26 protein-coding genes are annotated in these 25814 nt (G+C 65.6%); 10 read left to right on the top strand and 16 right to left on the bottom strand.

Annotated features, from left to right (window positions below; translation table 11 throughout):
* Positions 1 to 33 precede the first annotated feature (33 nt).
* The 3 genes from grpE to M2320_RS11130 all read left to right on the top strand — a co-directional run bounded on the left by grpE (position 34) and on the right by M2320_RS11130 (position 1944).
* A complete protein-coding gene (gene grpE, locus M2320_RS11140; RefSeq protein WP_264597334.1) occupies positions 34 to 609 on the top strand; it encodes a nucleotide exchange factor GrpE in 576 nt (191 codons plus the stop codon).
* A 155-nt stretch (positions 610 to 764) separates the two neighbouring features.
* Positions 765 to 1376 (top strand): alpha-ketoglutarate-dependent dioxygenase AlkB family protein, encoded by a 612-nt coding sequence (locus tag M2320_RS11135; protein WP_264597333.1) that lies wholly within the window; start codon positions 765 to 767, stop codon positions 1374 to 1376.
* A gap of 28 nt (positions 1377 to 1404) precedes the next feature.
* Positions 1405 to 1944 (top strand): hypothetical protein, encoded by a 540-nt coding sequence (locus tag M2320_RS11130; protein ID WP_264597332.1) that lies wholly within the window; start codon positions 1405 to 1407, stop codon positions 1942 to 1944.
* Between the two features lie 34 nt (positions 1945 to 1978).
* Here M2320_RS11130 and M2320_RS11125 read toward each other — a convergent pair whose 3' ends face one another.
* The 7 genes from M2320_RS11125 to dnaK all read right to left on the bottom strand — a co-directional run bounded on the left by M2320_RS11125 (position 1979) and on the right by dnaK (position 8846).
* Positions 1979 to 2611, bottom strand: a complete 633-nt coding sequence (locus M2320_RS11125; protein WP_184428936.1) for a 2,3-bisphosphoglycerate-dependent phosphoglycerate mutase — start codon at positions 2609 to 2611, stop codon at positions 1979 to 1981.
* A gap of 15 nt (positions 2612 to 2626) precedes the next feature.
* A complete protein-coding gene (gene dapB, locus M2320_RS11120; protein WP_264597369.1) occupies positions 2627 to 3424 on the bottom strand; it encodes a 4-hydroxy-tetrahydrodipicolinate reductase in 798 nt (265 codons plus the stop codon).
* Between the two features lie 58 nt (positions 3425 to 3482).
* Positions 3483 to 3770, bottom strand: a complete 288-nt coding sequence (locus tag M2320_RS11115; protein ID WP_184428935.1) for a DUF1330 domain-containing protein — start codon at positions 3768 to 3770, stop codon at positions 3483 to 3485.
* Between the two features lie 123 nt (positions 3771 to 3893).
* The gene (pyrF, locus tag M2320_RS11110) at positions 3894 to 4583 is read right to left on the bottom strand and encodes an orotidine-5'-phosphate decarboxylase (protein ID WP_264597331.1); all 690 of its coding nucleotides are present in this window, start codon (positions 4581 to 4583) and stop codon (positions 3894 to 3896) included.
* Between the two features lie 66 nt (positions 4584 to 4649).
* Positions 4650 to 5423 (bottom strand): class I SAM-dependent methyltransferase, encoded by a 774-nt coding sequence (locus tag M2320_RS11105; RefSeq protein ID WP_184428931.1) that lies wholly within the window; start codon positions 5421 to 5423, stop codon positions 4650 to 4652.
* Between the two features lie 184 nt (positions 5424 to 5607).
* Complete coding sequence (dnaJ, locus tag M2320_RS11100) at positions 5608 to 6744, bottom strand: molecular chaperone DnaJ (protein ID WP_264597330.1); 1137 nt, start codon at positions 6742 to 6744, stop codon at positions 5608 to 5610.
* Positions 6745 to 6941: 197 nt separating this feature from the next.
* Positions 6942 to 8846 carry a molecular chaperone DnaK gene (gene dnaK, locus M2320_RS11095; protein ID WP_184428927.1) on the bottom strand — a complete coding sequence of 635 codons (1905 nt, stop codon included), beginning with the start codon at positions 8844 to 8846 and terminating at the stop codon, positions 6942 to 6944.
* 410 nt (positions 8847 to 9256) lie between these two features.
* On the opposite strand from dnaK, the gene M2320_RS11090 reads away from it, so the two are divergent.
* The 3 genes from M2320_RS11090 (at position 9257) to M2320_RS11080 (ending at position 11680) form a co-directional block, all read left to right on the top strand.
* Complete coding sequence (locus M2320_RS11090) at positions 9257 to 10030, top strand: OmpW/AlkL family protein (protein WP_264597329.1); 774 nt, start codon at positions 9257 to 9259, stop codon at positions 10028 to 10030.
* A 100-nt stretch (positions 10031 to 10130) separates the two neighbouring features.
* Complete coding sequence (locus tag M2320_RS11085; protein WP_264597328.1) at positions 10131 to 11042, top strand: hypothetical protein; 912 nt, start codon at positions 10131 to 10133, stop codon at positions 11040 to 11042.
* Positions 11043 to 11113: 71 nt separating this feature from the next.
* Positions 11114 to 11680, top strand: coding sequence for an NnrU family protein (locus tag M2320_RS11080; RefSeq protein ID WP_264597327.1), 567 nt, complete (start codon positions 11114 to 11116; stop codon positions 11678 to 11680).
* 21 nt (positions 11681 to 11701) lie between these two features.
* Here M2320_RS11080 and M2320_RS11075 read toward each other — a convergent pair whose 3' ends face one another.
* The 4 genes from M2320_RS11075 to M2320_RS11060 all read right to left on the bottom strand — a co-directional run bounded on the left by M2320_RS11075 (position 11702) and on the right by M2320_RS11060 (position 16297).
* Complete coding sequence (locus M2320_RS11075) at positions 11702 to 13783, bottom strand: ABC transporter ATP-binding protein/permease (protein WP_264597326.1); 2082 nt, start codon at positions 13781 to 13783, stop codon at positions 11702 to 11704.
* Positions 13784 to 13819: 36 nt separating this feature from the next.
* Complete coding sequence (locus M2320_RS11070; RefSeq protein WP_184428920.1) at positions 13820 to 14812, bottom strand: bifunctional riboflavin kinase/FAD synthetase; 993 nt, start codon at positions 14810 to 14812, stop codon at positions 13820 to 13822.
* A 76-nt stretch (positions 14813 to 14888) separates the two neighbouring features.
* Entirely contained in the window at positions 14889 to 15329 is a 441-nt protein-coding gene (locus M2320_RS11065; RefSeq protein WP_264597325.1) for a MaoC family dehydratase, read from the bottom strand.
* 68 nt (positions 15330 to 15397) lie between these two features.
* On the bottom strand, positions 15398 to 16297 hold the full coding sequence (locus tag M2320_RS11060) for a TIGR01459 family HAD-type hydrolase (protein WP_264597324.1): 900 nt from the start codon (positions 16295 to 16297) through the stop codon (positions 15398 to 15400).
* Positions 16298 to 16407: 110 nt separating this feature from the next.
* Between M2320_RS11060 and hisS the strand changes: the two genes are divergently transcribed.
* The 4 genes from hisS (at position 16408) to hisG (ending at position 20391) form a co-directional block, all read left to right on the top strand.
* Positions 16408 to 17901 (top strand): histidine--tRNA ligase, encoded by a 1494-nt coding sequence (gene hisS / locus M2320_RS11055; RefSeq protein WP_264597323.1) that lies wholly within the window; start codon positions 16408 to 16410, stop codon positions 17899 to 17901.
* Between the two features lie 16 nt (positions 17902 to 17917).
* Positions 17918 to 18271: a DUF4087 domain-containing protein gene (locus M2320_RS11050; RefSeq protein WP_264597322.1), complete on the top strand. Its 354-nt coding sequence runs from the start codon at positions 17918 to 17920 to the stop codon at positions 18269 to 18271.
* An 82-nt stretch (positions 18272 to 18353) separates the two neighbouring features.
* Complete coding sequence (locus M2320_RS11045; protein ID WP_264597321.1) at positions 18354 to 19427, top strand: ATP phosphoribosyltransferase regulatory subunit; 1074 nt, start codon at positions 18354 to 18356, stop codon at positions 19425 to 19427.
* Position 19428: 1 nt separating this feature from the next.
* Positions 19429 to 20391 (top strand): ATP phosphoribosyltransferase, encoded by a 963-nt coding sequence (gene hisG, locus M2320_RS11040; protein WP_264597320.1) that lies wholly within the window; start codon positions 19429 to 19431, stop codon positions 20389 to 20391.
* On the opposite strand, the gene M2320_RS11035 is transcribed toward hisG, so the two are convergent.
* Genes M2320_RS11035 through M2320_RS11015 form a run of 5 tightly spaced genes read right to left on the bottom strand, consistent with a single transcriptional unit; the run spans position 20392 to position 25814 of the window.
* Positions 20392 to 21486 carry an alpha/beta fold hydrolase gene (locus tag M2320_RS11035; RefSeq protein WP_264597319.1) on the bottom strand — a complete coding sequence of 365 codons (1095 nt, stop codon included), beginning with the start codon at positions 21484 to 21486 and terminating at the stop codon, positions 20392 to 20394.
* Positions 21483 to 22283 (bottom strand): bifunctional hydroxymethylpyrimidine kinase/phosphomethylpyrimidine kinase, encoded by an 801-nt coding sequence (gene thiD / locus M2320_RS11030; protein WP_264597318.1) that lies wholly within the window; start codon positions 22281 to 22283, stop codon positions 21483 to 21485. The genes M2320_RS11035 and thiD overlap by 4 nt, the downstream gene beginning before the upstream one ends.
* Positions 22280 to 23461, bottom strand: a complete 1182-nt coding sequence (locus M2320_RS11025) for a hypothetical protein (protein ID WP_264597317.1) — start codon at positions 23459 to 23461, stop codon at positions 22280 to 22282. Before M2320_RS11025 ends, thiD begins: the two co-directional genes overlap by 4 nt.
* Positions 23458 to 23610 (bottom strand): cbb3-type cytochrome oxidase assembly protein CcoS, encoded by a 153-nt coding sequence (gene ccoS / locus M2320_RS11020; RefSeq protein ID WP_184428911.1) that lies wholly within the window; start codon positions 23608 to 23610, stop codon positions 23458 to 23460. Before ccoS ends, M2320_RS11025 begins: the two co-directional genes overlap by 4 nt.
* Complete coding sequence (locus tag M2320_RS11015; RefSeq protein ID WP_264597316.1) at positions 23607 to 25814, bottom strand: heavy metal translocating P-type ATPase; 2208 nt, start codon at positions 25812 to 25814, stop codon at positions 23607 to 23609. The genes ccoS and M2320_RS11015 overlap by 4 nt, the downstream gene beginning before the upstream one ends.

Genomic DNA, 25814 nt, shown 5'->3' with positions numbered 1-25814 from the left:
AATGCAGGCCAGATTTTTGAAAATGAGAGACCCATGAGCGACGAACAGACGAAGACCGAGGCCGAATCGCAAAAGCCCGCCGAGACCGCCGCGCCTGAAGCCGCGCCGCAGTCCGACGCCGAACGCGACGCCGCCGCCGTCCAGGCGCTGATCGCCGAAAACGCCGGTTTGAAGGACAAGGCGCTGCGCACGCTCGCCGAAATGGAAAACCTGCGCCGCCGCACCGAGAAAGAGGTCGCCGACGCCAAGGTCTATGGCGTGACCTCCTTCGCCAGGGACATGCTGACTTTTGCGGACAATTTGCGCCGCGCCCTGGACAATGTGCCCAAGGACGTGATGGCGAGCGACCCCGCGCTGAAAACTTTTGTCGAGGGCATCGAACTCACCGAGCGCGATTTCCTCTCGCGCCTGCAACGCCACGGCGTGCGCAAGCTGGAGCCCAAGGGCCAGAAATTCGACCCGAATTTCCACGAAGCGCTGTTCGAAATCCCCGACGAGAGCGTCCCGACCGGCACGGTGGCGCAGGTGGTCGAAGACGGTTTTGCTATCGGCGAACGCGTGCTGCGCCCGGCCAAGGTCGGCGTCGCCCGAGGCGGCCCCAAGGCCTGAACGAGGGCCGCGACCCGTTCCCTCGCCCCGCTCGCGGGGAAAGGGTTAGGGTGAGGGGGACTCGGGCTCTGGCCTCGGCCGATCCGCCAAGCGAATGCGTTGACTCCCCCTACCCTCTCCCCGCTCCCAGGGAGAGGGAGAAGATCGAGGCTGAATTGACAGCTGTCGAAATTCGCCCCGGCCTGCATCTCTACAAGACAGCGCTGGACCGAGCCGCGCAAGAAACCTTGCGCGAAAACATCCGTGAAATCCTGCGCGAAGCCCCGCTGTTCCAGCCGGTCATGCCGCGCACCGGCAAAGCCTTTTCGGTCCGCATGAGCAATTGCGGCCCGCTCGGCTGGGTGTCGGATCGCGCCGGCTATCGCTACCAGCCCGAACACCCCGTCACCGCAAAACCCTGGCCGCCCATTCCAGAGACGCTGCTGCGCCTATGGCGCGATCTCGCCGGCTATCCGCACGATCCCGACGCCTGCCTGATCAACTATTACGACCCCGCCGCCAAAATGGGCGCGCATCAGGATGTCGACGAGCAGGATTTTGACGCCCCGATCCTCTCGGTCTCGCTCGGCTGCGCCTGCCGCTTCCGCTTCGGCGGCGAGACGCGCGGCGGATCGACGCAGTCCCTGGTCCTCGAATCCGGCGATGTGCTGATTTTCGGCGGCCCCGCGAGAAAAATGTTTCACGGCGTCGACCGCATTCTGGCAAAAACTTCGACTTTGCTCGACCCGCCCGGACGGATTAATCTGACGTTGCGACGCGCGCGATGAGAGGCGCCCAATCTGATGCGGGACTGTCATGTTTTCATTCGATAATCTTGGCAATGTGATCACGACGGTCTTGAGCGTCGTCGCGCTGCTGTTCTTCGTCAGCGCCGGTTACAATCTGCACCTGCGCCGCAAGGCCGAGCGCGCCGCCGCCGCCGCCCGCGACGCGGAAAAGCTGGATTCGCTGAGGCCGGTCGGCCTGAAGCCCTATGAGGGCGCGGACCCGCAGGGCGTCGCCTGGGCGGCGCGGCGCGAAATCATGCGCGTGCTCGCGCGCAAACCCCATTCCGCCGTGGTCAATGGCGAAAGCGTCGACGTCGCCGCGCTGATCGCCGATCTGGCGACCCTGCGCTACACCACGACGCCCCATGAACACGCAAAAACGCCGCTGAAAGCGTTCATCGCCACCGCCGTCGGCCAGATCAATCTCTGGCTCGAACGCGATCCCGAGGACCGCCACAAATATTGGGTGTTCCACCCGGGCCTGGAATCGACGCGCGCGACCGCCCTGGGTTTTATCAGCACCAACCTGCTCGACGCCTTCGAACCGGAAGCCGAGCCAGTTTCCTGACGAGAGGGCGCGCGAGCGCGCCCTCTCCAAAAAATCAAGCCTTCACCGGCTCCAGGACCTGCTTCGACTCCACCGTCGAATCCGCCTTGAGGCGATAGACCAGCGGCACGCCGGTCGCCAGCTCCATGCTAGGGATGGTTTCGGGGGTCAGGCCGTCGAGCACCATCACCAGCGCGCGCAGCGAATTGCCGTGGGCGGCGACGATGACGCGCTCGCCGCGCAGCACCGCCGGCAGGATGTACTGGTTATAATAGGGCAGCACACGCGCGACCGTGTCCTTCAGGCTCTCGCCGCCGGGCGGGGGCACGTCATAGGAGCGGCGCCACAGGTGCACCTGCTCGTCGCCCCATTTCTTGCGCGCCTCATCCTTGTTCAACCCGGAGAGATCGCCGTAATCGCGCTCGTTCAGCGCCTGATCCTTCTCCACATGCAGCCCGGTCTGGCCGAGTTCGCCGAGAATCAGTTTGAGCGTGTTCTGGGCCCGGGTGAGGTTGGAGGTGAAGGCCGTATCGAAGGTCAGGCCGAGCGCCTTGAGACGCTGTCCCGCCGCCTTTGCCTCGGACACGCCGAGTTCGGTAATGTCCGGGTCCTTCCAGCCGGTGAACAGGTTTTTGAGGTTCCAGTCGCTCTGGCCGTGACGGACCAGAACCAGAAGACGTTCGGACATGAAAAACTCCTTGGCTTACAGGCCGAGCACGTCGGCCATGGAATAGATCCCGGGCTTTTTGCCGCGCCCCCACAGGGCCGCGCGCACCGCGCCATTGGCGAAAATGCTGCGATCCTCGGCGCGGTGGACAAGTTCGATGCGCTCGCTGGCGCCGGCGAAAATGACGCTGTGGTCGCCGACCACCGTGCCGCCGCGCAGCGTCGCAAAACCGATGTCGCCCGCCTTTCGCGCGCCCGTATGGCCATTTCTTTCGCGGACGCTGTTTTCGGCCAACGCGATGCCGCGCCCCGCCGCCGCCGCCTCGCCGAGCAGCAGCGCGGTGCCGGAAGGCGCGTCGACCTTCATGCGGTGGTGCATCTCCAGAATTTCGATGTCCCAGTCCACGCCGAGCTCGGCGGCCGCCCGTTTTACCAGACCCGCGAGCAGATTGACGCCGAGGCTCATATTGCCGGAACGGATGATCGTCGCGTGGCGCGCGGCGGCGTCGAGCTTTTGCAGATCGTCGGCGGACAAACCGGTCGTGCCGATCACATGGACGATCCGCGCCTGGGCGGCGAGCGCGGCGATCTCCACTGTCACCGCGGGAACAGAGAAATCGATCACGCCATCGGCGTTCAATAAGGCGTTGAGGGGATCGTCGGTGATTTTGACGCCGAGCGGCCCAATCCCCGCGACCTCGCCGGCGTCGCGGCCGAGCGCGGGCGAGCCGATCCGCTCCAAAGCGCCGCCGAGCGCCGCGCCTTCCGTCGCCGCGATCGCCTTGACCAGCATCTGCCCCATGCGGCCGGCGGCGCCGACCACGACAAGCCGCATCTGTTCCATGGAAAACTCCTGCGCGTGCTATAGGCCGTTTGGCCGGGCTCCGAAAGCGTCAGGCGCCTTCGACCAAGGTCATATGAAAGTCGGCGGCGCCGATGCGGTGCGAGCGCGCATGCTGGTACTCGACCGAGTGGTAATAGGCCCTGGCGGTCTCGTAATCGTCGAATTCCAGAATCACGTTCCGCGCGCGCGCGGAACCCTCGAGCGCTTCGGAGCGGCCGCCGCGCGCCAGAACCCGCGCGCCATATTTCTTCATCGCCTCGGGGGCGAGGGCCGCATATTTCGCGTAAGCCTCGGAATCGTTCACGGTCACGCTGGCGATGATATAGGCCTTGGGCATTGTCGTTTTCTCGTCCTTATTCCGTCACTTGCCTTACACAATGCCGCGATACCGTCCTTTTGTCCGCGGGAGCTGTCCCCCACAGCCTGGCGGATGGACGCCGGGCCGGAGGTACGCCCGGCGTTACTTTTTTGCGATCTCCGCCTGGATCGCCAGAGCGGCGGCGCGCGGGTCGGGCGCCGCGACAATCGGGCGACCCACAACAATGTAGTCGGCGCCGCGTTGGAACGCTTCCGAGGGCGTCGCCACCCGCTTCTGGTCGCCGAGCGCCGCGCCGGCGGGGCGCACGCCGGGGGTCACCAGCAACAGCGACTCCCCAACCGCGGCGCGCGTCGCAACCAGTTCCTCCGGCGACAGGATCAACCCGGCGACGCCCGCCTCTTTCGCCTGTTGCGCGCGCAAGGCGACGAGGTCGCGGACATTGAGCCGGTAGCCGCAGGCGGCGAGATCGGCGTCGTCATAGGAGGTCATCACCGTGACGCCCAGCACCTGCAGGCTCGACCCCTGCGAACCGCGCGCGGCCGCGGCCAGCGTCTGGGGGAAGGCGTGCACGGTGAGAAAGCGCGCGCCGAGCTTGGCGATTTGCGCAGTGGCCTTTTCGACGGTGGCGCCGATGTCGTGCAGCTTCAGATCGACGAAGACCTGCTTGCCCGCTCTGGAAAATTCATCGACCAGCCCGAGCCCGCCGCCATAGGCCAGCTCCATGCCGATCTTGTAGAAGGAGACGGAATCGCCGAGCGTCGCGACCATGTCGCGGGCTTGCGCGACATCGGGAAGATCGAGGGCGACGATCAGGCGGTCGGAATGGGGCATTGGCGCGTCCGGTTTTTTGTTTGACGGGCCTTATAAACGCGAAAAGGAAGGGATGCCAACCAGCCCTTACCGCCGCCTGCCGCTATTGGAGGCCACAATCCGCGCCCGCGCCTCGAAAAACTCGTCGCGGATTTCCCGCGCGGCGCGCCGCGACTTGCGCAGCAATTCGTCCAAAACGTCCGGCGGCTCCTTGAAGAAGGTCGGACCGTTGGCGCGGCGATAGATATAGATGCGCGCCGGGGGAATGTTGAGCCAGATCGGCGCCAGCGCCTGGATGCGGATGTGCTGGCTGTCGCCGAGATCCGTGGGCACCGGCGATTTCACGCCATAGGTGAACTGCACGAATCGCCCGTTCTCGCCCATCAGCTCCATGGCCTGGCGCAACAGCATGAGGCGATCGGACTCGGGCGCGGTCAGCAGCGGCAGGCTGGACACCACCGCCGAGGGCGTTTCCGTCAAAATGCCCTTGAGCGTGTCGGCCAGGCGATAGGCGTCGCCGCGCACGATTTTGACGCCCGGGAATTTGCGAGCGAGAAGCTTGCAAAAACTCTGTTCATATTCGACGAGGATCAGCTTTGACGCGGGCACGCCGCGCGCCAGCAGCGCCTGCGTCACCGGGCCGGTGCCGGGGCCAAGTTCGATGATCGGCCCGGGCGCGACGGGACTGACGCATTGCGCCAGCGCGCGCGCGAGAAAGCGCCCCGAAGGCGCGATGGCGCCGGCGATCTTGGGATTTTCCAGCCAGGAGCGGATGAATCGCGCCTCGTCTCCCAGTTGCACGTCCAGGGGGATTTTGGGCCGCGTTCCGTTTCTTGACACCGGACTTTTTTGCGCGTTCACGGCGATTGCCTATCAATTGGACCACAAGCCTGTCATTAAATAGTGACAAAGCAAGCAGCGTCAAGAAAGCGTCATCTGCGACAATTTGCAAGCAGATTTGCGCGGATAGGTCGAACCTGCGACGCCGCGTCAGGGCGCGGCGCGCCGCTGTTCCTCGCGCCGGCGCGCCATATCCGCTCCGCGATCACGCCAGATCAAAAAAATCTTTCATCTTGGCGAAAAAGCCGGAGGATTCCGGATGGGTCTTGTTGGTCGATTCGTTGTCGAACTCGGCCAGCAGTTCCTTCTGGCGCTTGGTGAGATTCTGCGGCGTCTCGACATTGGCCTGGATATAGAGGTCGCCATAGTCGCGCGCGCGCAAAACCGGCATGCCCCGGCCCTTGATCTTGAACTGGCGGCCGGACTGCGTGCCCTCGTCCACCTTGATCTTGATCTCGACCCCGTCGACGCCGCGCACCTTGACCTCGCCGCCCAGCGCCGCCTGCACCATGGAGATCGGCACCCGACAGTACAGGTCCGCGCCCTCGCGCTGGAAGAACGGATGCGGCTTGATCGACAGGAAGATATAGAGGTCGCCCGAGGGTCCGCCGCGCAGGCCGGCCTCGCCTTCGCCGGCCAGCCGAATGCGGGTGCCGTCCTCGACGCCGGCCGGAATGTTGACCGAGAGCGAACGCTCCTTGGTGACGCGGCCGCCGCCGGAGCAGGCGGGACACGGATTGTCGATGACCTCGCCGCGACCCTGGCAGGTCGGACAGGTGCGCTCGATCGAGAAAAAGCCTTGTTGCGCGCGCACGCGGCCGTGGCCGGCGCAGGTCGTGCAGGTCTTGGGCTTGGAGCCGGCCTTGGCGCCGCTGCCGGAACAGGTCTCGCAGGTGACGGAGGTCGGAATTTTGAGCGCCGCCGACTTGCCGCGATAGGCCTCTTCCAGGGTGATTTCCATATTGTAGCGCAGATCGGCGCCGCGCTCGCGTCCCGAGCCCCGGCCGCCGCGCCGGCCGCCCATCACATCGCCGAACAAATCATCGAAAATATCGGCCATGGAGGCGGCGAACCCTTCGCCCATGCCGAAGCCGCCGAACCCGCCGCCGCCGCCCTGCTCGAAGGCGGCGTGGCCCGCGCGATCATAGGCGGCGCGCTTCTGCGCGTCGGACAGGACCTGATACGCCTCGTTGACTTCCTTGAACTTGGCTTCCGCCGTGTGGTCGCCCGGGTTCTTGTCGGGGTGATATTGCATCGCCTGCTTGCGGAAGGCGCTTTTCAGCTCGACTTCCGTGACAGTGCGGGAAACTCCAAGGACTTCATAGTAACAGCGCTTGGCCATAGCGGCGTGATCCAGATTTTTTCACGGCGCGCGGTGACGCCTTGCGTTTTGCGTTTGCGCGTTCTCTTCAGGCGAAACCACTTCGCTTGAAAACGCTACGTTTGCGGCGAGCTAAAGCTTGCGCGCACGAAAAGCAAGCTGCGCCGTTTCGGAACAGGAAAAAGCCGGCGCGCCTTTTTCGCGCGCCGGCCCAGGTCTCAGTGACCCTTCTTGTCGTCCTTGACTTCCTTGAAGTCGGCGTCGATGACGTCCTCCTCCGGCTTGGCCGCGCCCGCGCCGCCGGCGGCGGCCGCCGCCTGTTCGGCCTTGTACATGGCCTCGCCGAGCTTCATCTGCGCCTGGGCCAATTCGTTGGTCTTGGCCTTGATGGTCTCGACATCGTCGCCTTCGAGCGCGGTCTTCAGCGCGGCGACCGCCGCCTGGATCGCGCTCTTGTCAGCCTCGGACGCCTTCTCGCCGAATTCGGTGAGCGACTTCTCGGCCGCATGCACCATGGCCTCGCCCTCGTTCTTGGCGTCGACCAGGGCGCGGCGCGCCTTGTCCTCGGCCGCATGGGCCTCGGCGTCCTTGACCATCTTATCGATGTCGGAATCCGACAGACCGCCGGAGGCCTGGATGCGGATCTGCTGCTCCTTGCCGGTCGCCTTGTCCTTCGCCGTCACCGACACAATGCCGTTGGCGTCGATGTCGAAGGTGACTTCGACTTGCGGCATGCCGCGCGGGGCCGGCGGGATGCCGACGAGATCGAACTGGCCGAGCGCCTTGTTGTCCGCAGCCATTTCGCGCTCGCCCTGGAAGACGCGGATGGTCACGGCCGTCTGGTTGTCTTCGGCGGTGGAGAACACCTGGCTCTTCTTGGTCGGGATCGTCGTGTTGCGATCGATCAGGCGGGTGAACACGCCGCCGAGCGTCTCGATGCCGAGGGACAGCGGGGTGACGTCGAGCAGCAGCACGTCCTTGACGTCGCCCTGCAACACGCCGGCCTGGACCGCGGCGCCAATGGCCACGACTTCGTCAGGGTTGACGCCCTTGTGGGGCTCCTTGCCGAAGAACTGCTTCACGACTTCCTGGACCTTCGGCATGCGGGTCATGCCGCCGACCAGCACCACTTCGTTGATCTCGCCCGCCGACAGGCCCGCGTCCTTGAGCGCCTTGCGGCAGGGCTCGACGGTGCGCTGGATCAGGTCGTCGACCAGCGCCTCGAATTTGGCGCGGGTCAGTTTCAGGGTGAGATGCTTCGGCCCGGAGGCGTCGGCGGTGATGTAGGGCAGGTTGATTTCGGTCTGGGTCGCGGAGGACAGTTCGATCTTCGCCTTCTCCGCCGCTTCCTTGAGGCGCTGAAGGGCGAGCTTGTCCTTCTTCAGGTCAATGCCATTGTCCTTCTTGAACTCGTCCGCGAGATATTCGACGAGGCGCATGTCGAAATCTTCACCGCCGAGGAAGGTGTCGCCGTTGGTCGACTTCACCTCGAACACGCCGTCGCCGATCTCGAGGATCGACACGTCGAACGTGCCGCCGCCGAGGTCGTAAACCGCGATCGTGCCGGAGCCCTTCTTGTCCAGACCATAGGCCAAAGCGGCGGCGGTCGGCTCGTTGATGATGCGCAGCACTTCGAGGCCGGCGATCTTGCCGGCGTCCTTGGTGGCCTGGCGCTGGGCGTCGTTGAAATAGGCGGGAACGGTGATGACCGCCTGGGTGACGGTCTGGCCGAGATAGGCTTCCGCCGTCTCCTTCATCTTCTGCAGGGTGAAGGCGGAGATCTGCGAGGGCGAATAGGTCTTGCCGCTCGCCTCGACCCAGGCGTCTCCATTGCCGCCCTTGACGATGTGATAGGGGACGAGGCCCATGTCCTTCTGCGTCATCGGATCGGCGAAGGTGCGGCCGATCAGGCGCTTGATCGCAAAGAAGGTCTTTTCCGGATTGGTGACCGCCTGGCGCTTGGCCGGCTGGCCGACGAGGCGCTCGCCGTCGTCGGTGAAGGCGATGATCGACGGCGTGGTGCGCGCGCCCTCGGCGTTTTCGATCACCTTGGGAGTCGAACCCTCCATCACCGCGACGCAGGAATTGGTGGTGCCGAGATCGATGCCGATAACTTTAGCCATGTGTTTGTCCTTTCCTCGCAGAACCGCCGGACCCCGGAGCGGTCCGGCCTGGGCGTCTGATTCGCCCGGTCCCCGACGATGAGTGAGATTGGGAGCGCGACGCGCTTATGCAAGAGCGTGGCTGATATAGGGGCGCGGTTTTTTGCCCGCAAGACGAAAGCCCGGAAATGCCGGCGCGCCCTTGAAATTGTGACAATTCCGCCACGCGCGGGGCAAATTGCTGACGCGGCTGCGCCGACCAAAAGGAAAAAATGTCGTTTTCATGTTTAAAATGAATAGGTTGTGCTGAATCAAGGGGTTTCCGGCGCCCCCGCGCGCAAAGCTGGAACAATGGTATGTTGCGTTGACTTTTTTGCCCCCGAACGACAGTTTCAACAAAAAAGTTCACAACTGAACTGGGGAGACCAAACATGAAATTTAATCTGTTGAAAGCGCTCGGAACAACCGCCCTCCTTTGCGCCTTTGCGGCGAGCGCCCAGGCCGCTGACCTGCCCTCCGACAAGGCGACGCTCACGCCGCCGCCGGCCGTCGAGACCTTCCAGCCCATGTTCCTGAAGCTTGGCTTCACCTATGCGATCAACCAGTCGAGCTCGCACCTCTACGAATACGTGCCCGTCCTTGGACGCTCCGTCGACACCGGCTGGAACGCGTCGATTTCCAATATCGCGACGGTCGGCTTCGAAGCGGGTCTCTTTCTCACCAAGAACATCTCGGTCAACGTCTCCGGCGGACTTCCGCTGAGCGCCAACGACAGCATCAAGGGCGCCCCTTACCCCTACAACGGCCTTGTCCTGACCAAGCTCTACCCCGGCATTGTTCCTGTCACGGTCGTTTGGCACTTCGACAATTTCGGCGCCTTCCAGCCCTATATCGGCGTTGGCCTCGCGCCCGGCTTCTCGTTCTCGAACAAGGACGCGCTCCTCACCAATGTGAAGGTCAGCGGCTCGGTGAACACGATCGTCCAGTTCGGCGCCGATTACATGCTGACGCCGCGCTGGGGCATCAGCCTCGACGTGAAGAAAGCCTTTTCCTACGTCACGGGCCACGGCTATCTCGCGTCGGTTTACCCCGGGGCGCAAATTTCCGTCGACCAGCACGCCCATTTCAATCCCTGGCTGCTGTCGACCGGCATCGTCTACCGCTTCGGCGGTTCGGACTCCGGCCCCGTCCTCGCCAAATACTGAGCCGCGCAACCGGCGAAAACCAGCCCTCCGGACGACCGGGGGGCTTTTTTTTCTGGGGCCGCGCGGCGTATGAAGGTCAAATCGATTGAAGATCTTTCCGATGCGCGCCTGTCACCTGCTGCTCCTTGCTCTCCTCGCCCTGCTGACGCCTGTTGCGGCTTCGGCGCAACTCGCCCTTCCCGGGGCGGTGTCGACGCCGACCCCTGAAGGACAGGCGCTGGCGCCGCCGAAACCGGCCGCCGCCGCCAAGCCGCGCGAGCATTTTGCCCCCGTCAAGCCTAAGCCCCCCGCCGAGAGCACGGTGCTCGGCCAAACCTTCGGGCTCAATGGCGTGCGCGGCGCGCTGACCCTCGACAAGGACGGCGGCGAGTTGCGCGTAACGCGCCTGGTCCTGAGCGGCGCCAAGGTCTCCCATCCGAATCAATCCTGCGAAGTGTCCATGGGCGACGACGGGCCGATCAGACTGAAAGCGCTCGGCGCGCCGGAGGGCGCCAACCGCTTCGAACTGGAATCCTCCGTCTGTCCGATGCTGATCGACCTGCTCGGCGGCGCGCTGCGCGTCACCACGCCGTTCGGCGCCTGCGCCTTCTTCGCCGCGGATTGCCGCGCCGACGTCGCCGGCCTCTGGGGCCCGCCCGGGAGCGCATTCAGCGACAGCCAGATCAAGACTTTTGAACGCGAGCGCGCCGGATTGGAGAAATCGGCGCAGGCGCGTTTCCGGGCGCTGCTCGACAGGTACAAGAAGCAGCCCGACCAGACCAAGGAACTGGTCAAGGATCAGGCCGATTTCAGCTCCACGCGGGCGCGGACCTGCCGCGACTACGACAGGGAGGAGACCCACGGCTTTTGCGCGCTGCGTCTAACGGAGGCGCGCGACCTCGCACTGCAGACGCGGATCGCGGAGGCCGGCGAGGACAAGGAGCGCAAGGCGGACGTGAAAAAGCGCAAGGCGCCGCGCCCGACCGCAGCCCCAGCGCCCGCCCCGGCCCCGCAGCCGGCCGCCGTCGACTAGCGGGCGGAAAGGTTTCTCCGCAAAAGCGATTTCCGCTAGAGTAAGGCCATCGTCACGCTGAAGGAGCGCACATGGTCTGGCTCATTCTTGGATTGATTCTCTTTATCGGCGGCCATCTGATTCCGAGCGTTCCCGGCCTCCGCGACAAGTTGATCGCGAAGTTCGGGCTCAACGGCTACGCGGGCTTCGTCGCCCTCCCCTCCCTGATCGGCATGATCCTGATCGTGGTCGGGACCTCGGCGTTTCGCGGAGCGCCCGCCGACATCAAGCTGTGGACGCCGCCGGCGGGAGCGCGGCATCTGTCCTTCGTCCTGATGTTCATCGCCTTCGTGCTCTTCGCCGCCGCGAACTTCCCGTCAAAGATCCGCGATGTCGTCAAACATCCGCAGGTCACCGCGCTCGCGGTCTGGGCGCTGGCGCATCTCATCGCCAATGGCGACCTGCTGGCGCTGCTGCTGTTCGGCGGCTTGCTGGCCTTCGCAATCTTCGACCGGATCTCGCTCGCCGTGCGCAAAGTGAAGCTGAAAGCGCCGGCGACCGGTCTCGGCGGCGACATCAAGGCAATCGTGATCGGCGCGGTCCTGTGGGTCGCGACCGTGTTCTGGCTGCACGGCCTTGCGGGGGCGCCGCTGCTGTAACAGCAGCGCTCCCCTCGCGGCTTAGCCGGCGTGTGACGCCACCAGCAGGCCGCCGCTCTGCGCCTTCGCCCGTTCGCTGTGCCAGGCGTTGAGCGTGGCGCGATGGCCGATCGAGACCAAAGTGGTCTGCGGCAGGCGTTCCGCCAGCATTCTGTAGATGGCGGCCTCGGTGTCCTCGTCGAGCGCCGCCGTCGCCTCATCGAGCAGCAACCATTCCGGCTTGGCGAGCAAAGCGCGGGCGATGGCGAGCCTCTGCTGCTCGCCCCCCGACAGGCGCTGGCCCCATTGGTCGCTTTCGTCGAGCTTGTCGGCGAGATGCGGCAGTTGTGCGTCGACGAGCGCCGCCCTGATCGCCTCGTCGCCATATTTTTCCGGCTCGGCCGGATAGGCGGCGGCGTCACGCAGCGGACCGACGGGCAGATAGGGCTTTTGCGGCAGCAGCATCATCTTGTCGGCGGGCAGGTCGATCTCGCCCGAGCCATAGGGCCACAGACCCGACATCGCCCGGAACAGGGTCGACTTGCCGGAGCCGGAGGCGCCGGTGACCAGCACATTCTTGCCCCGCTCCAACACCAGATCGACCTTGTCGAGCAGCACGCGGCCGTCCGGCAGGCGGATGACGGCGTCGCGCAGCCCCGGCGCCTCCTTGTGCGCGACAACAAAACCGCCCGGCGTCTGCGCCGCCTCGATGGCCGCATCGAAACCGGCGAGACGGTTGAGCACCGCGCCGAAGCCGGCGAGCGAAGTGTAATAGCTGATGAAGAAGGTCAGCGCGCCTTCGACGCGGCCGAAGGCTGAGGCCGTCTGAGTCATCACGCCCAGCGCGATCTTGCCAGAGAAATAGAAGGGCGCGGCGAAAATATAGGGAATGATCGGGCTGAGCTGGCCGTACAGGCTGGTGAAGGCCGTGAGTTTTTTCCGCTGGTCGATCAACTCCATATAGTTGGCGATCAGCGCGCCGAATTTGTCCTTCAGGCTCGTGGCCTCGGCCTTTTCGCCCTTCAGCAGCGCCACCTGCTCACTATATTCGCGCAGACGGGCGAGCGAGAAGCGGAAATCCGCCTCGACCTTCTGTCGCGTGAACAGGATGCGCGCCAAGGGACGGCCGATCAGATGGGTGATGATCGTTCCCGCGCCGGCATAGAGCAGCGCCACCCAGAACAGCATGCCGGGAAAGGCGAAATTGGTGCCGGGAAGGGTGAAGTTGGCGGACAGGCCCCAGAGCAGGATGGCGAAGGACACCAGCGACGACAGGGTGGAAATCAGCTGGATCGAATAGCCGTAGACGCCGAGCCCATAGGCGCCGCCTTCGGCCCCGCCGTCGATGAAGCGCGCCACATCTTCGGAAATACGCTGGTCCGGGTTGTCGGCGCCGCCGTCGGCGAGCGACATGCGATAATGGGCGTGGCCGGCGAGCCAGTGAGAAATGTAGAATTGCGTCAGCCAGCGGCGCCAGCGGATGACGAGATAGGAGGTGACCACGAATTCGATCACCATGCTCGCCACATAGATGAAGGCCCAGGGCGTGAACACGAACAGCAGCAGATTCCAGAAATCCGACTCGTTCTTCTCCTGAATCGCGTTGAACCAGTCGCGGTTGAAGAAGTTCAACCGCACCATGATCGCCACCTGGACCTGGTTGATCAGCACCAGGAACACCAGCATGCCGGTCGCCAGCCGCCGCTCGCTGGTCCTGAACTGGAACGGGCCGTATTTGGCGATGGTCGCGCCGGTGGCATGGAAGAAGCGGTCGGCGATCCGGGTGAGTTTGCGCACCACCGGGATATGCGAAACCGCGAACACCAGAATGGCGAAGACGGCGACGGTGAGCGGCAGGGTCGGCGGGAATTTGGCGTCGGCGAGCGCCTGCGGCCAATAGCCGAAGCGCGCGGCGAAATCGCCGAGGCCAAAGGCGATGATTTCGACGCAGAACAGCGCGATGAAAATCTTCAGGAAGATTGAGACATTTTCGCTGCGCCAGCAGCAGGCGGCGGCGACCAGACTGAAACCGCCGAGCAATTCGAGGATCGTATCGCCTTGCTGGACGCCAAGGCCGAAGGCGAGGAAAGCGAACACAGCGACGGCGAGGCCCAGGATTTTCATGGCTGTCCTTGCATCGGATCTAAGGGGAATCGCCGATTAGCGCAGCGGCGGGGCGAAATTGCGACTTAAATTTTGGTCATGCGCATCGAGGATTCGCCGGGCCTCCGCGTCGTCGCGGCGGATCTGCTCCATCAGCGCCTCAAGCGAGGGAAAGTGGGCTTCAGGGCGCAGGAAGGCGATGAAATAAACCTCGATTTCGCGGCCGTAGAGGTCGCCGTCAAAATCGAAAATGTGGATTTCGAGCAGCGGCGGCCCGTTGTCGACGGTCGGGCGGCGGCCGAAACTGGCCACGCCCTTCAGCAGCGCGCCGTCGAGTTCGACCCCGACCGCATAAATGGCGTGGCGCAAGCCGCAATTCTGGTCGAGGGCGAGATTGGCGGTGGGATAGCCGAGCGTCCGGCCGAGCTTGGCGCCATGGACCACCTCGCCGGTCACCGACCAGGGATGGCCCTGCAGCGCCGCGGCGGTCTCGACGTCGCCGGCGATCAGCGCCTCGCGGATCGCCGTCGAGGACACGGCCTCGATCGAGCCTTCCTCGTCGGCGGTGACTTTTTCGACGATTTCGACGGAAAGCCCGAGTTCGGCGCCGCGCCGCCGCAGGAAATCCGGCGTGCCCGAGCGTTTGGCGCCGAAATGGAAGTCGTAGCCGACCACCACCCCCGCCGCCCCGAGTCGGCGCAACAAGATGTCCTGGAGAAAATGCTCGGCGTCGAGCGCGGCCAGCGCCGCGTCAAAACTCAGCACGAACATGCCGTCGAGGCCGAGTTCGCGCAGCCGGTGCGCCTTGGCGTCGCGCGAGGTGAGCCGGAAAATCGTGGGCGCGCCAGCGAAGAAATCGGCGGGATGCGGCTCGAAGGTGAGCACGGCGCAGGGCCGCCCCAGCTTTTTCGCCAGCGCCTTGGCGCGAAAGATCACCGCGCGATGGCCGCGATGCACGCCATCGAAATTGCCGATGGCGACCACGGCGCCGGCGAGACCTTGCGGCGGCGCCTGCGGATCGACGCTGAGAATGAATCGTGAAGTCGCCATTGTTCCATCCGGCCACGATATGGGGCCGGCGCCTTTAAACCGGCGCCGGCCCATGGCCGTCAAGTCCGACGGCGTCTCAGGCCTTTGCCGCCCGCGAGGGCACCTTCACCAGCGCTTCGCCCTCGAGCACGACCTTTCCGGCGACGGTCGCCTGGCAATGCAGCTTGCAGCGATTGCCCTTCTCGGTCAGTTCGGCCACTTCGACGGTGACGACGATCACATCGCCGATCAGCACCGGGGCCTTGAAACTCAGGGTCTGGTTCAAATAGACCGCGCCGGGACCAGGCAAGGTCATGCCGATCACGGCGGAGAACAGGCTGGCGGTGAACATGCCATGGCCGATGCGCTGCCGGAACATGCTTTCGGCGGCGAAGTCCTTGTCGAGATGAATCGGATTGTGGTCGCCCGAGACGTCCGCGAATTTCGCCACATCCTCCTCGGTCAAGGTGCGGGTGATGCTCGCCCGCATGCCGAGGCTGAGATCCTCGAGATAATGGATTTTCCACTTGGCGGTCATCGCGCTCCCTTTCTTTGCTGTCGCACCAGAAAGCGCGAGCGCGGCCGATTGTCCATTGGCCGAAGGGCTCACCAGGCCAGCCGGTCCATGCGCCAGGTCGGCGGCTGCACATGGTCCTCGAAGAATTGTTTCAGGGCGTCCGCGTCGATCTCGCCGCCGGCGCCATGCAGCTCCTCGCGGTGGATGCCGGTGGTGATCCACACGCAATCCAGGCCCATGCCCTGCGCGCCCGCGATATCGGTGTGCATGGCGTCGCCGATGGCGAGCACGCGCGACGGCGCCAAAGGAGCGCCCCCCTGCTCCAGCATGGCCAGAGCCGCGTGATAGATCGGCTTGTAGGGTTTGCCCGCCTGCTCGACCGCGCCGCCCAAGTCTTCGTAGCGTTCGGCGAGCGCGCCGGCGCAATAGACCAATTGGTCGCCGCGATAGACGACCAGATCGGGATTGGCGCAGATCATCGGCAGATTTTTGGCCCGACACGCCTGCAGGATCGCCTCGTAATCGGCCGGGGTCTCGATCGTGTCCTCGACCAGCCCGGTGCAGACGACAAACCCAGCCTCGTCCAGCGCCACCGGCTTGATGTCAAAGCCGGCCATGGCCGAGGCCGCGTCATAGACCGGAAAATCCCGCTCGGGGCCGATCTGAAACGGTTTTTGCGGCGATTTGGCGACGATCAGGCGGGCGCAGACGTCGCCGGAGGTGGCGATGGCGTTGTAACAGGACGCTTCGATCCCTAACACTTCGAGCTGCGCCGCGACTTCGTAATCCGGGCGCGGCGCGTTGGTGACCAGCGCCACGGCTTTTCCCGCGTCGCGAAGCGCGCGCAACACTTGCGCCGCCGCCGGAAACGCCCGGGCGCCGTCGTGGAGCACGCCCCAGATGTCGCACAAGACCGCATCGTAGCGGTCGATGATCTCCGAGAGCCCGGCAAGGGTTTTCGGCGTTTGGGGCGCGGCGCATTCAGTCATGGCCTGCGGCTAAAGCGCGCGTGGGAGCAAGTCAAGCTTTGGCGCTTGACGCGCAGACTTGTCTCGGCAAGCCGCGCCCCCTATGACACCGCCAAACAGGAAAGTTTTTGATGACCGAAGCCAAACAAAATCTCGTCAAAGCCCGACTGCCGCGCGGCTTCGTCGATCGCGGCGCCGACGAGATCGGCGCCGTCGGCGCCATGCTCGACGCCATTCGCGACTCCTACGAATTGTTCGGGTTCGAGGCGGTCGAGACCCCGGCGGTCGAATATACCGAAGCCCTGGGCAAGTTCTTGCCGGACCAGGACCGGCCGAACGCCGGCGTGTTCTCGTTCCAGGACGATGACGAGCAATGGCTGTCGCTGCGCTATGACCTGACCGCGCCGCTCGCCCGTTATTTCGCCGAAAATTTCGAAAGCTTGCCCAAGCCGTACCGGTCCTATCGCTCCGGCTTCGTGTTCCGCAATGAAAAGCCGGGCCCGGGCCGCTTCCGCCAGTTCATGCAATTCGACGCCGACACGGTGGGCGCGGCGAGCCCCGCCGCCGACGCCGAATTGTGCATGATGGCGGCGGACACGCTGGAAAAGCTGGGCATCGCCCGCGGCGACTATCTGCTCAAGATCAACAACCGCAAGATTCTCGACGGCGTTCTCGACATCATCGGGCTCGGCGGCGAGGACGAGGCGGCGCGCCGCCTGGTCGTGCTGCGCGCCATCGACAAGCTCGACCGGCTCGGCGGCGCCGGCGTGCGCGCCCTGCTCGGCGCCGGGCGCAAGGATGAATCCGGCGATTTCACCAAGGGCGCGAACCTCCCCAGCGAAGCCATCGAGACCGTGATCGCCTTCACCGAATCGCGGCGCGGCAACAATGCGCAAACCCTTGAGGCGCTCGCCGCCCTTGTGGCGCATTCGCCGCGCGGTCGCGAAGGCGTCGACGAGCTCAAGGCGATCGACGAACTGGCCAAGGCCTGCGGCTACAATGAATGCCGGCTGCTGATCGACCCCTCGGTGGTGCGCGGTCTCGAATATTACACCGGCCCGGTGTTCGAGGCCGAACTGACGTTTTCGGCCAAGGACGACAAGGGCCAGCCGATCCGCTTTGGCTCGATCGGCGGCGGCGGCCGCTATGACGGGCTGATCGGCCGCTTTCGCAGCCAGGATGTGCCGGCGACCGGCTTTTCCATCGGCGTCTCCCGCCTGTTCGCGGCTCTGAAGGCGATCAACTCGCCGCTGGTGGCGGCAAAACCCCATCGCGGGCCCGTCGTCGTGCTGGTGATGGACCGAGACCACCTCGCCCATTACCAGACGCTGGTCGCGCAATTGCGTGAGGCCGGCATTCGCGCCGAACTCTATCTCGGCGGCGCCGGCATGAAGGCGCAGATGAAATATGCCGACCGGCGCCAGAGCCCCTGTGTGATCATCCAGGGCTCCAACGAGCGCGAAAAGGGCGAGGTGCAGATCAAGGATCTGATCGAGGGCGCCCAGGCGGCGGCGGCGATCGCCTCCAACGAGGAATGGAAGGCGGCGCGTCCCGCGCAGATATCCGTCAGCGAAGACAACATGGTCGCCGGCGTCAAAGAGATTTTGGCGCGCCATGGCCTCTGAATTTGGGAGAATTTTCATGCGCCGCATCCTCCTCGCCCTTGCTGTCGGCCAGGCCTGCGCGGGCTTGGCCCTCGCCGAAACCCGCTGCGGGTATGTGGTCAATCCCACGCCGGGGAATTACTGGCTCACCGACGGCCAGGGCGACTGGATCATGACCTCGCAGGGCGAGGACCGCGACCCCGGCATGGATCAGGTTCCCGACCTCTCCGAACATGATTACGTCAAGACCAATGGCGAATACGGCTATGCCTGCGGCTGCATCGGCGGCGCCTTCGACGCCAAGACCATGCAGGTGACGAAGATCGACACGTTCAAGCAGAAACCGCTGTCGGCCTGCCGCAAGGACAAGAAGTTGAAGGTCCCGGAATGAGCCGCCTTCACCTTGACCTGCAAAAGCAAGTGCTTTCGCGACGCGAACTTGCTAAAGCGAGGCAAAATTCGCGGAGCGTGGCATGAGCGCCGGTCAGGACAAGGATATTTTGCACAGACTCGAGGGCGCGGGCTATCGCATCTGCGACCCCGGGATTCTGCAGCCGGCCTCCGTCTTCCTCGACCTCTCGGGCGAGGACATGCGCGGCAATCTGATACTCACCTCCGACGGCGCGCGCGAATATTGCCTGCGGCCGGAATTCACCATTCCGCTGTCGCTCGCCTATCTGGCCTCGCCCGAAGCCGGCGGCCCCTCCGCGATCTGCGCCGGGGGCGCGGTGTTCCGGCTGTCCCCCGGCAAGAAGACCGAATTCCTGCAAACCGGCCTGGAAAATTTCGGCCGCGCCGACCGTGAGGCGACGGACGCCGAAATCCTGGCCCTGGCGCTGGAGACGGCCGGTCCCGGCCCCTGGATCGTGCGCATGGGCGACGCCTCGCTGGTCGCCGCGCTGCTGGACAAGCTGGATCTGCCCGCGGTCTGGCTGCGGCGCATCCATTCCGGCCTGATCAAGGGCCAGGACATCGGTGAAATTTTGACGCCCAAACCGGGCCGGTCCGATCATTCCGGCGTGCTGGCCGCGCTCGACGGCGCCGACAAGGCCGGCGCGCGCGCCCTGGTCGAAGACCTGTTGAAAATCGCCGATATTTCGGCGCTCGGCGGCCGCACCGCCAATGAAATCGCCGAACGTTTCCTCGAACAGGCGGAATTGCGCTCGGACGCCGGCCTCGACGCGGCCAAGCGCGGCCTGCTCGAACAATTCTTCGCCATATCGGGACAGCCGGACCAGGCGTCTTCGGAATTGCGGGCGCTGTTTTCGGCCGCGCAACTCGATCTCGGGGCGGCGATGGACGCGTTCGACCAGCGGCTGAATTTCTTCGCCGCGCGCGGCATCGACCTGAACAGCCTCGAGTTCTCCGCCGGTTTCGCCCGCAATCTCGATTATTACACCGGCTTCGTCTTCGAGGCGTTCAAGGCCGAGCAGGCGAACGGACGGCCGGTAATCGCCGGCGGCCGCTACGACCGTCTGCTGAAAATTCTGGGCGCGCAAAGCGACATACCCGCGGTCGGCGCGGCGATCTGGATGGAGCGGCTGTGACATGAGCGACAAACTCGTCCTGGCGGTTCCCTCGAAGGGCCGCCTGCAAGAAAACGCCAACGCCTTTTTCGCCCGCGCCGGCCTCTCCGTGCAGCAGGCGCGCGGCGCCCGCGATTATCGCGGCGTGCTCGCCGGCGTCGACAATGTCGAGGTGGCCTTCCTCTCGGCCTCCGAAATCGTGCGCAATCTCGCCTCCGGCGCCGCGCATTTCGGCGTCACCGGCGAAGACCTCGTCGTCGAGGCGGAAGCCCAGGACAAGGTCGAACTGTTGACCAAACTCGGCTTTGGCCACGCCAATGTCGTGGTCGCCGTGCCGCAGGCCTGGATCGACGTGCGCGACATGGACGATCTCGACGATGTCGCCATGGGGTTTCGCGCCCGGCGCGGAACGCGCATGCGGGTGGCGACCAAATATGTCAACACCACTCGCGCCTTCTTCCGCGACCATGGCGTGACCGATTACCACATTGTCGAGAGCCTCGGCGCCACTGAAGGCGCCCCGGCCGCCGGACAGGCGGAAGTGATCGTCGACATCACCTCCACCGGCGCGACGCTCGCCGCCAATGGGTTGAAAGTGCTTGATGACGGCGTGATCCTGCGCTCGGAGGCCAATCTGGTGGCGTCGCTTTCGGCTCAGTGGTCGCCGGACTTGCGCGAAACCGCGCGCCAAATCCTCGCGCGCATCGCGGCGGAGGAGCAGGCGCGCTCCACCCGTGAACTGATCGCCACCCTGCACGCGGAGCCCGAGGGCTTTGCCGGGAAACTCGACGGGTTCGGCGCACGCTTGCGTCGCCGCAACGCCGACGGCCGCATCACCATGTTCGCCGCCAAGGCGCAGGCCCCGGCGCTCGCCGACTGGCTGATCGGCCAGGGCGCCGAGGATGTGATCATCCGCGAGAGCGATTACGTGTTCACCGCGAAAAACCCGCTCTACGAAAAGCTGATCGCGCGCCTTGGGGCGTGATCAGCTGTCCAGAAAGGCTTTGATGCGCTCCGCGGCGTCAGCAATTTTCTGAATGCCGTTGTAATGGCCGTAGGGGCCGTGGAGCGCAAAAGTCTCGGCGCCGATCTTTCGCGCCGCGGCGGCGACCCATTCGGTGCGAAACACTTGGTCGAGAGGCGCGTAGATCATCAGCGCCGGCGCCGTGATGCGCCCCAAACCCTCGTCGGCGTCGCGGGCGCCGGCGCCCGCGCCAGGAATATAGGTCTGGTTGGCGCGCACGAGATAGAGCAGATGGTTGGCGTCGACCAGCGCCGCCCGCTCGCGCGCGGCCTCGGCCAGCGCCAGCTCGATGGCGAAGGGCGCGCCGCCGAGGTCGGCGGGATCGGCGCCGTCCAAGAGACCGCGCCCGATCGTGTCGGCCCATTCCGCGTCGAGCGCGTGCAGCGTGATCAGTTTGAGCGCCGCCTCCAAGCCCGCCTTTGGCGCGCCGGTTGCATAATAATCGCCGCCGCGCCAGGCGGGATCGAGCCGGATCGGCTGCGCCCACATGGACAGCCAGCCGGTGAGCCAGGCGCCGAAATTCGGCGCGACGATGACGGGGATGATCCGTCCCACTTTTTCGGGGAAGGACGCCGCCCATTCGAAGGTTTGCAGGCCGCCCATCGACGGCCCCATCACCGCATGCAGCCGCTCGATGCCGAGCGCGTCCAGCACGGCCTTTTGCAGCCGCACGAAATCCGCGATGGCGACGGCCGGGAAACGCAACCCGAACGGCTTGCCAGCGGGATCAAGGCTCGCCGGGCCGAAGGTCGCCACATTCGGGTCGAAGGCGTTGAGATTGCAAAGACTGTCGACGGAGATGACGAAAAACCTGTCCGTGTCCACCGCCTTGCCCGGGCCGATGATCTCGTCCCAATAGCCGGGCTTGGCGTCGTCCGCGCGATAACGCCCGGCGGCGTGGCTGGTCCCGGAAAAATAATGGCAAACGAGGATGGCGTTGTCGCGCGCGGCATTGAGCCGCCCGTAAGTCTCGTAGCCCGCCGGAACGTTGTTGAGCGTCGCGCCGCAGAGCAGCCGAAGCTCGGGGATGGTGATGCGTTGTTTTTCGACGATCATTTGGGACAATCGCAAAAGTGGTGCGGCGGGCCGTGGCCGCCGCCAATGTGAATCTCGGCGCCGGCTTGCAGCGCCCGCGTCAGCCAGGCCTTGGCGCGTCCGACGGCATCGGGCAGGGCAAAACCCAGCCCGAGCAGCGCCGCAATGGCCGAGGACAAGGCGCAGCCGGTGCCATGGGTGTTGCGCGTGGGCACACGCAGCGCGGTGAATTGGTGAAACTGCGCGCCATCGTAAAGCAGGTCGAGCGCGTCGCCCTGCAAATGCCCGCCCTTGACCAGAACCGCCGGCGCTCCGAGCGCGCGCAGGCGCAAGGCCAAATCGCGCATGTCGTCCAGACCGCGCGCCTCGCCGCCGCCCAGCAGACGGGCGGCTTCGATCAGATTGGGCGTCACGACCCGCGCCAGCGCAAACATTTTTTGCAGCGGCGCCGCCATCACATCGCCGCCGAGTTGATGACCGCTGGTCGCCACCAGCACGGGATCGAGCACGATGTTTTTCGCTTTGGCGCGGGAGAGCGCCGACGCAATGGCGGTCGCATTCTCCGGCGCGCCGATCATGCCGATTTTGACGGCGTCCACGGCGATGTCGGCGAAAATGGAGTCGATCTGTTGCGCGACGAAATCGGCGGGAACCACGCTCACGCCTTGCACGCCAAGCGTATTCTGCGCGGTGAGCGCGCTGATCGCCGCCATGCCGTAGCAACCGAAGGCCGCAAAGGTCTTCAAATCGGCCTGGACGCCGGCGCCGCCCGAGGGGTCGGACCCGGCGATCGACAGGATTTTGGCGGCCGCGGTCATGCGACGGGCAAAAAGGCGGCGGCGAAGGCGCCGGCCATGGCGGAGACGAACAGCAGCGCGTCATGGGCGGCCAGCATCGCCCGCGACGGATGGGCGCGATAAAGCCGCAGCGACGCGCCGGCGGTCGCAAAACTCCAGCCGACCGCCACCACGATCAGCGCGGCGGCGAAGCGCCAATAGTCGCCGGCGTAAATCTCGATGGCCCAGGCCGCGGCGATCAGGGCCAGGCCGAGCCCGGCGGTGACGTCGGCGCCCAGGCGCCGGGCCAAAGCGCCGGCGAAGAAGGCCGGAGCGTACATGGCGATGATATGCCAGGACACGGCGGAGAAAATATCGGAGACGGCGATCCCGCACCCCGCCATGGCGCCGGGCGCGCCAACCATCGCGACGGTCATGCCGAACCAGGCCAGAGCCGCGATCAGGCTGGGCGCGACGAACGCCTTCCAGTCCGGGGCGGCGTCTTCGCGGAGCGCGGCCGAGGGCAGGATGGGCGCGCGCGCGGTCGTGAGCACGGCGAGGACCAGCACCAAAACTTGCGTTCCCGCCGCCGCCATCGCCGTCGCGGCAAACAATTTTTCCGGCGCGTGCTGGGCGACGAAACCGGCCAGCGCCGGCCCAATCAGCCCCGCCAGCGCGCCGCTGCCGAACACGAGTAAAGCCGCCCGGGCCCGCCCTCCGGCGCTCGACCCCAGCGCCGCCTCGTGGCGATAGAAAAACGAAAATCCTTGGGCGACGCCAAGCCAGAACGCCCCGAGGCAGAACGGCGCGAACAGCGAAAAGCTCAGGCCCCAGGCCATGATCAGCCCGCCGGCGACGCCGAGGCTTGCCCCCAGCGCCAGCGCCGCGCGCCGCCCAAAGGCGTCGAGCAGGAAGGAGGCGGGAAAGGTGGCCAGCGCCGCGCCCAGCAGCATGGCGATATAGGGCGCCGACATCAGATGCGGCGTCGGCGCCAGCAGCCGGCCAGCGAGCGGCAACATGCCGAGGGTCAGGCTCTGCGACAACACCGAAAGGGCGAAGCCGCCGGCCAGCGTCAGCACGCCGGGGCTCCAGCGCCCCTCGGTCTCCAGGCCAGCGGAACCGGGCGAAGGCGCGCCGGGCGGACAGAAGCAAGCGAGACGTCCCGCCCGCGCCATCCCCGCGCCGGGCTCCGGCGAGGGGCTATGCTCGATTGCGGTCATTTCTTCTCGATATCGTCGTCGAGCAGGATGCGATAGGCCGCGCCCTCCATATCCTCGTACTGGTTGCGCTTCAGCGACCAGAACAGCCCGTAGAGGGCGAGCAGGCCGAGGAGAATGGCCAGGGGAATGAGGAAGACCAGAACGTTCATGGCTGATCTCGCAAAGGTTTGGCGAGCAGAGTGACGCTTTTGCCCGGTCCGCGCAAGCGCAACGCATTCAGCGTCACCAGGATCGACGAACCGGACATGGCCAGCGCCGCGAACAGGGGCGAGGCGTGGCCCGCCATGGCGACGGGCACCGCAATCGCATTATAGACGATGGCGAAGCCAAGGTTTTGCTTCATCAGGGCGCGGGCCTGTTGCGAAATCGCCAGCGCCGCCGCCACGGGCAGCAGACGGTCGCCGAGAAACACGGCGTCCGCCTGTCCCTGGGTCAGATGCACCGCGTCGATGGGCGAGATCGAGGCGTGGGCGGCCGCGAGCGCCGGCGCGTCGTTCAGCCCGTCGCCGACCATCAACACCCTTTTGCCCTGCGCCTTCAGCGCCTCGACAAAAGCGATCTTTTCCGCCGGCTTTTGGCCGCCGCGCCAGTCGGCGATTCCCAGTTTTTCCGCGACCGGGGCCACCGCCTCGGCGCGGTCGCCGGAGAGAATGTGCAGATCAAGCCCGGCGTCCCGCAAATGCGCGACCACGCGCGCCGCATCTGGCCGCAGGCTCTGGCGGATCGACAGCTGCGCCACGCGCTCGCCGGCGCGCACATAAATCGAACTGGCCTCAGCGTCAGTCGCCAAATGCTCGGCGGCGCAAAAGGCGGCGGAGCCGAGCCGCGCCTCGTCGCCCTCGTGGGGCGCCGACACGCCCTGCCCCGACGTTTCCCGCGCCTCCGGCAGAGGCGCGCGGGCGCGCAGACTGCGGGCCAGCGCCAAAGCCAGCGGATGATGGCTGGAGCGCGCCAAACGCCCGGCGAGCTCCAACAGGTCGGCCGGAATTTCGTCGGCATTGGCGACGCCGGCTTGCGGCAGGGTCAGCGTGCCGGTCTTGTCGAACACGACCGCATCGATCTCGCCGAGTTTCTCCAGGCCCCGCGCGTCATTCAAGAACAGGCCGGAGCGGAAGAAGGCGCCGGAGGCCATGGCCTGCACGGTGGGCACCGCCAACGCCAAAGCGCAGGGGCAGGTGATGATCAGCACCGAAATCGCGATCACCAACGCGTCATGCGGGGACGCGCCGAAAAACAGCCACCAGCTCAGCCCGGTGACCAAAGCGGTGAGATGCACGGCGGGCGCATAAAGCTGCGACACCCGATCCGAGAGCTGCATGTAACGCGAGCGCGCCGCGCCCGCCTGTTCGATCAGCCGCGCCGCCTCGTCGATCAGCGCGGAATGGCCGGCCGCCGTCACATCCACGGTCAGCGCGCCCTCGCCATTGACCGTGCCGGCGTAGACATGATCGCCGGGTTCGACCGGCTTGGGATCGGTTTCGCCGGTGATGGCGCTTTCATCGACCGCGCTCAAACCCTCGACGATCACGCCATCGGCGGGCACGCGCTCGCCGGCGCGCACCAGCAGGCGGTCGCCCGGGGCCAGCGCCGCGACGGGGACAAGCCCCCACTCCGCGCCATCGAAACGCAGCGCGTTCTCGCCCTTGAGCGCGGCTAAATTTCCGGCCGCCGTCTTGGTGCGGCGGCGCATCGCCTGATCCACCACGCGCCCCGCCAGCAGGAAGGCGAGCAGCATGATGGCCGAGTCGAAATAGGCGTGGTCGGCGTGATGCTGGGTTTCGTAAACCGACAGGCCCAGCGCCAGCGTCACGCCGATGGTGATCGGCACATCCATATTGAGCCGGCGCTGGCGGATCGCCGCCCAGGCCGAAGTGAAAAACGGCTGCCCCGCATAGGCGGCGGCGGGCAGCGCGATCACCGCCGAGACCAAGTGGAAGAAATCGCGGGTTTCCGGCGGCAGCGAGGTCGATTGGCCCGACCAGACCGAAATCGACAGCAGCATGATGTTCATGGCGGCGAACACCGCGACGCCAAGGCATTTGAGCAACAGCACGAAGCGCGCCTGCTCGTCGGCCTCGACCTGCCGCTGTTCGTAGGGATAGGCGCGGTAGCCAATCGCCTCCAGGGCGCCGGTGAAGCGGGCGGGCTCCACCTGCTGCGGATCATAGGTCAGCGCCAGGCGATGGCTGGTGAGATTGAGCCGGGCAAGTTTGACCCCCGGCAGGCGTTTCATCGCCGTTTCGATGTCGGGCAGGCAGGCGGCGCAGGTGATCCCGTCGATCGCGAGATCGAGCCGCGACCGGCCGTCCTCGTCGGTCCGGACGAAATGGGTGAAATCCGGCGCCGCGCCCAT

The organism is Rhodoblastus acidophilus (assembly GCF_025961575.1).
GTDB classification, from domain to species: domain Bacteria; phylum Pseudomonadota; class Alphaproteobacteria; order Rhizobiales; family Beijerinckiaceae; genus Rhodoblastus; species Rhodoblastus acidophilus_C.
The sequence above is the reverse complement of the archived record's forward strand: the minus strand, read 5'-3'. Positions and strand labels throughout refer to the sequence as shown.

Coding starts and splice junctions, on each gene's coding strand:
- grpE (WP_264597334.1), top strand. CDS start 34: ATGAGCGACGAACAGACGAAGACCGAGGCCGAATCGCAAAAGCCCGCC.
- M2320_RS11130 (WP_264597332.1), top strand. CDS start 1,405: ATGTTTTCATTCGATAATCTTGGCAATGTGATCACGACGGTCTTGAGC.
- M2320_RS11125 (WP_184428936.1), bottom strand. CDS start 2,611: ATGTCCGAACGTCTTCTGGTTCTGGTCCGTCACGGCCAGAGCGACTGG.
- dapB (WP_264597369.1), bottom strand. CDS start 3,424: ATGCGGCTTGTCGTGGTCGGCGCCGCCGGCCGCATGGGGCAGATGCTG.
- M2320_RS11115 (WP_184428935.1), bottom strand. CDS start 3,770: ATGCCCAAGGCCTATATCATCGCCAGCGTGACCGTGAACGATTCCGAG.
- pyrF (WP_264597331.1), bottom strand. CDS start 4,583: ATGCCCCATTCCGACCGCCTGATCGTCGCCCTCGATCTTCCCGATGTC.
- dnaJ (WP_264597330.1), bottom strand. CDS start 6,744: ATGGCCAAGCGCTGTTACTATGAAGTCCTTGGAGTTTCCCGCACTGTC.
- dnaK (WP_184428927.1), bottom strand. CDS start 8,846: ATGGCTAAAGTTATCGGCATCGATCTCGGCACCACCAATTCCTGCGTC.
- M2320_RS11090 (WP_264597329.1), top strand. CDS start 9,257: ATGAAATTTAATCTGTTGAAAGCGCTCGGAACAACCGCCCTCCTTTGC.
- M2320_RS11085 (WP_264597328.1), top strand. CDS start 10,131: ATGCGCGCCTGTCACCTGCTGCTCCTTGCTCTCCTCGCCCTGCTGACG.
- M2320_RS11080 (WP_264597327.1), top strand. CDS start 11,114: ATGGTCTGGCTCATTCTTGGATTGATTCTCTTTATCGGCGGCCATCTG.
- M2320_RS11075 (WP_264597326.1), bottom strand. CDS start 13,783: ATGAAAATCCTGGGCCTCGCCGTCGCTGTGTTCGCTTTCCTCGCCTTC.
- M2320_RS11070 (WP_184428920.1), bottom strand. CDS start 14,812: ATGGCGACTTCACGATTCATTCTCAGCGTCGATCCGCAGGCGCCGCCG.
- M2320_RS11065 (WP_264597325.1), bottom strand. CDS start 15,329: ATGACCGCCAAGTGGAAAATCCATTATCTCGAGGATCTCAGCCTCGGC.
- M2320_RS11060 (WP_264597324.1), bottom strand. CDS start 16,297: ATGACTGAATGCGCCGCGCCCCAAACGCCGAAAACCCTTGCCGGGCTC.
- hisS (WP_264597323.1), top strand. CDS start 16,408: ATGACCGAAGCCAAACAAAATCTCGTCAAAGCCCGACTGCCGCGCGGC.
- M2320_RS11050 (WP_264597322.1), top strand. CDS start 17,918: ATGCGCCGCATCCTCCTCGCCCTTGCTGTCGGCCAGGCCTGCGCGGGC.
- M2320_RS11045 (WP_264597321.1), top strand. CDS start 18,354: ATGAGCGCCGGTCAGGACAAGGATATTTTGCACAGACTCGAGGGCGCG.
- hisG (WP_264597320.1), top strand. CDS start 19,429: ATGAGCGACAAACTCGTCCTGGCGGTTCCCTCGAAGGGCCGCCTGCAA.
- M2320_RS11035 (WP_264597319.1), bottom strand. CDS start 21,486: ATGATCGTCGAAAAACAACGCATCACCATCCCCGAGCTTCGGCTGCTC.
- thiD (WP_264597318.1), bottom strand. CDS start 22,283: ATGACCGCGGCCGCCAAAATCCTGTCGATCGCCGGGTCCGACCCCTCG.
- M2320_RS11025 (WP_264597317.1), bottom strand. CDS start 23,461: ATGACCGCAATCGAGCATAGCCCCTCGCCGGAGCCCGGCGCGGGGATG.
- ccoS (WP_184428911.1), bottom strand. CDS start 23,610: ATGAACGTTCTGGTCTTCCTCATTCCCCTGGCCATTCTCCTCGGCCTG.
- M2320_RS11015 (WP_264597316.1), bottom strand. CDS start 25,814: ATGGGCGCGGCGCCGGATTTCACCCATTTCGTCCGGACCGACGAGGAC.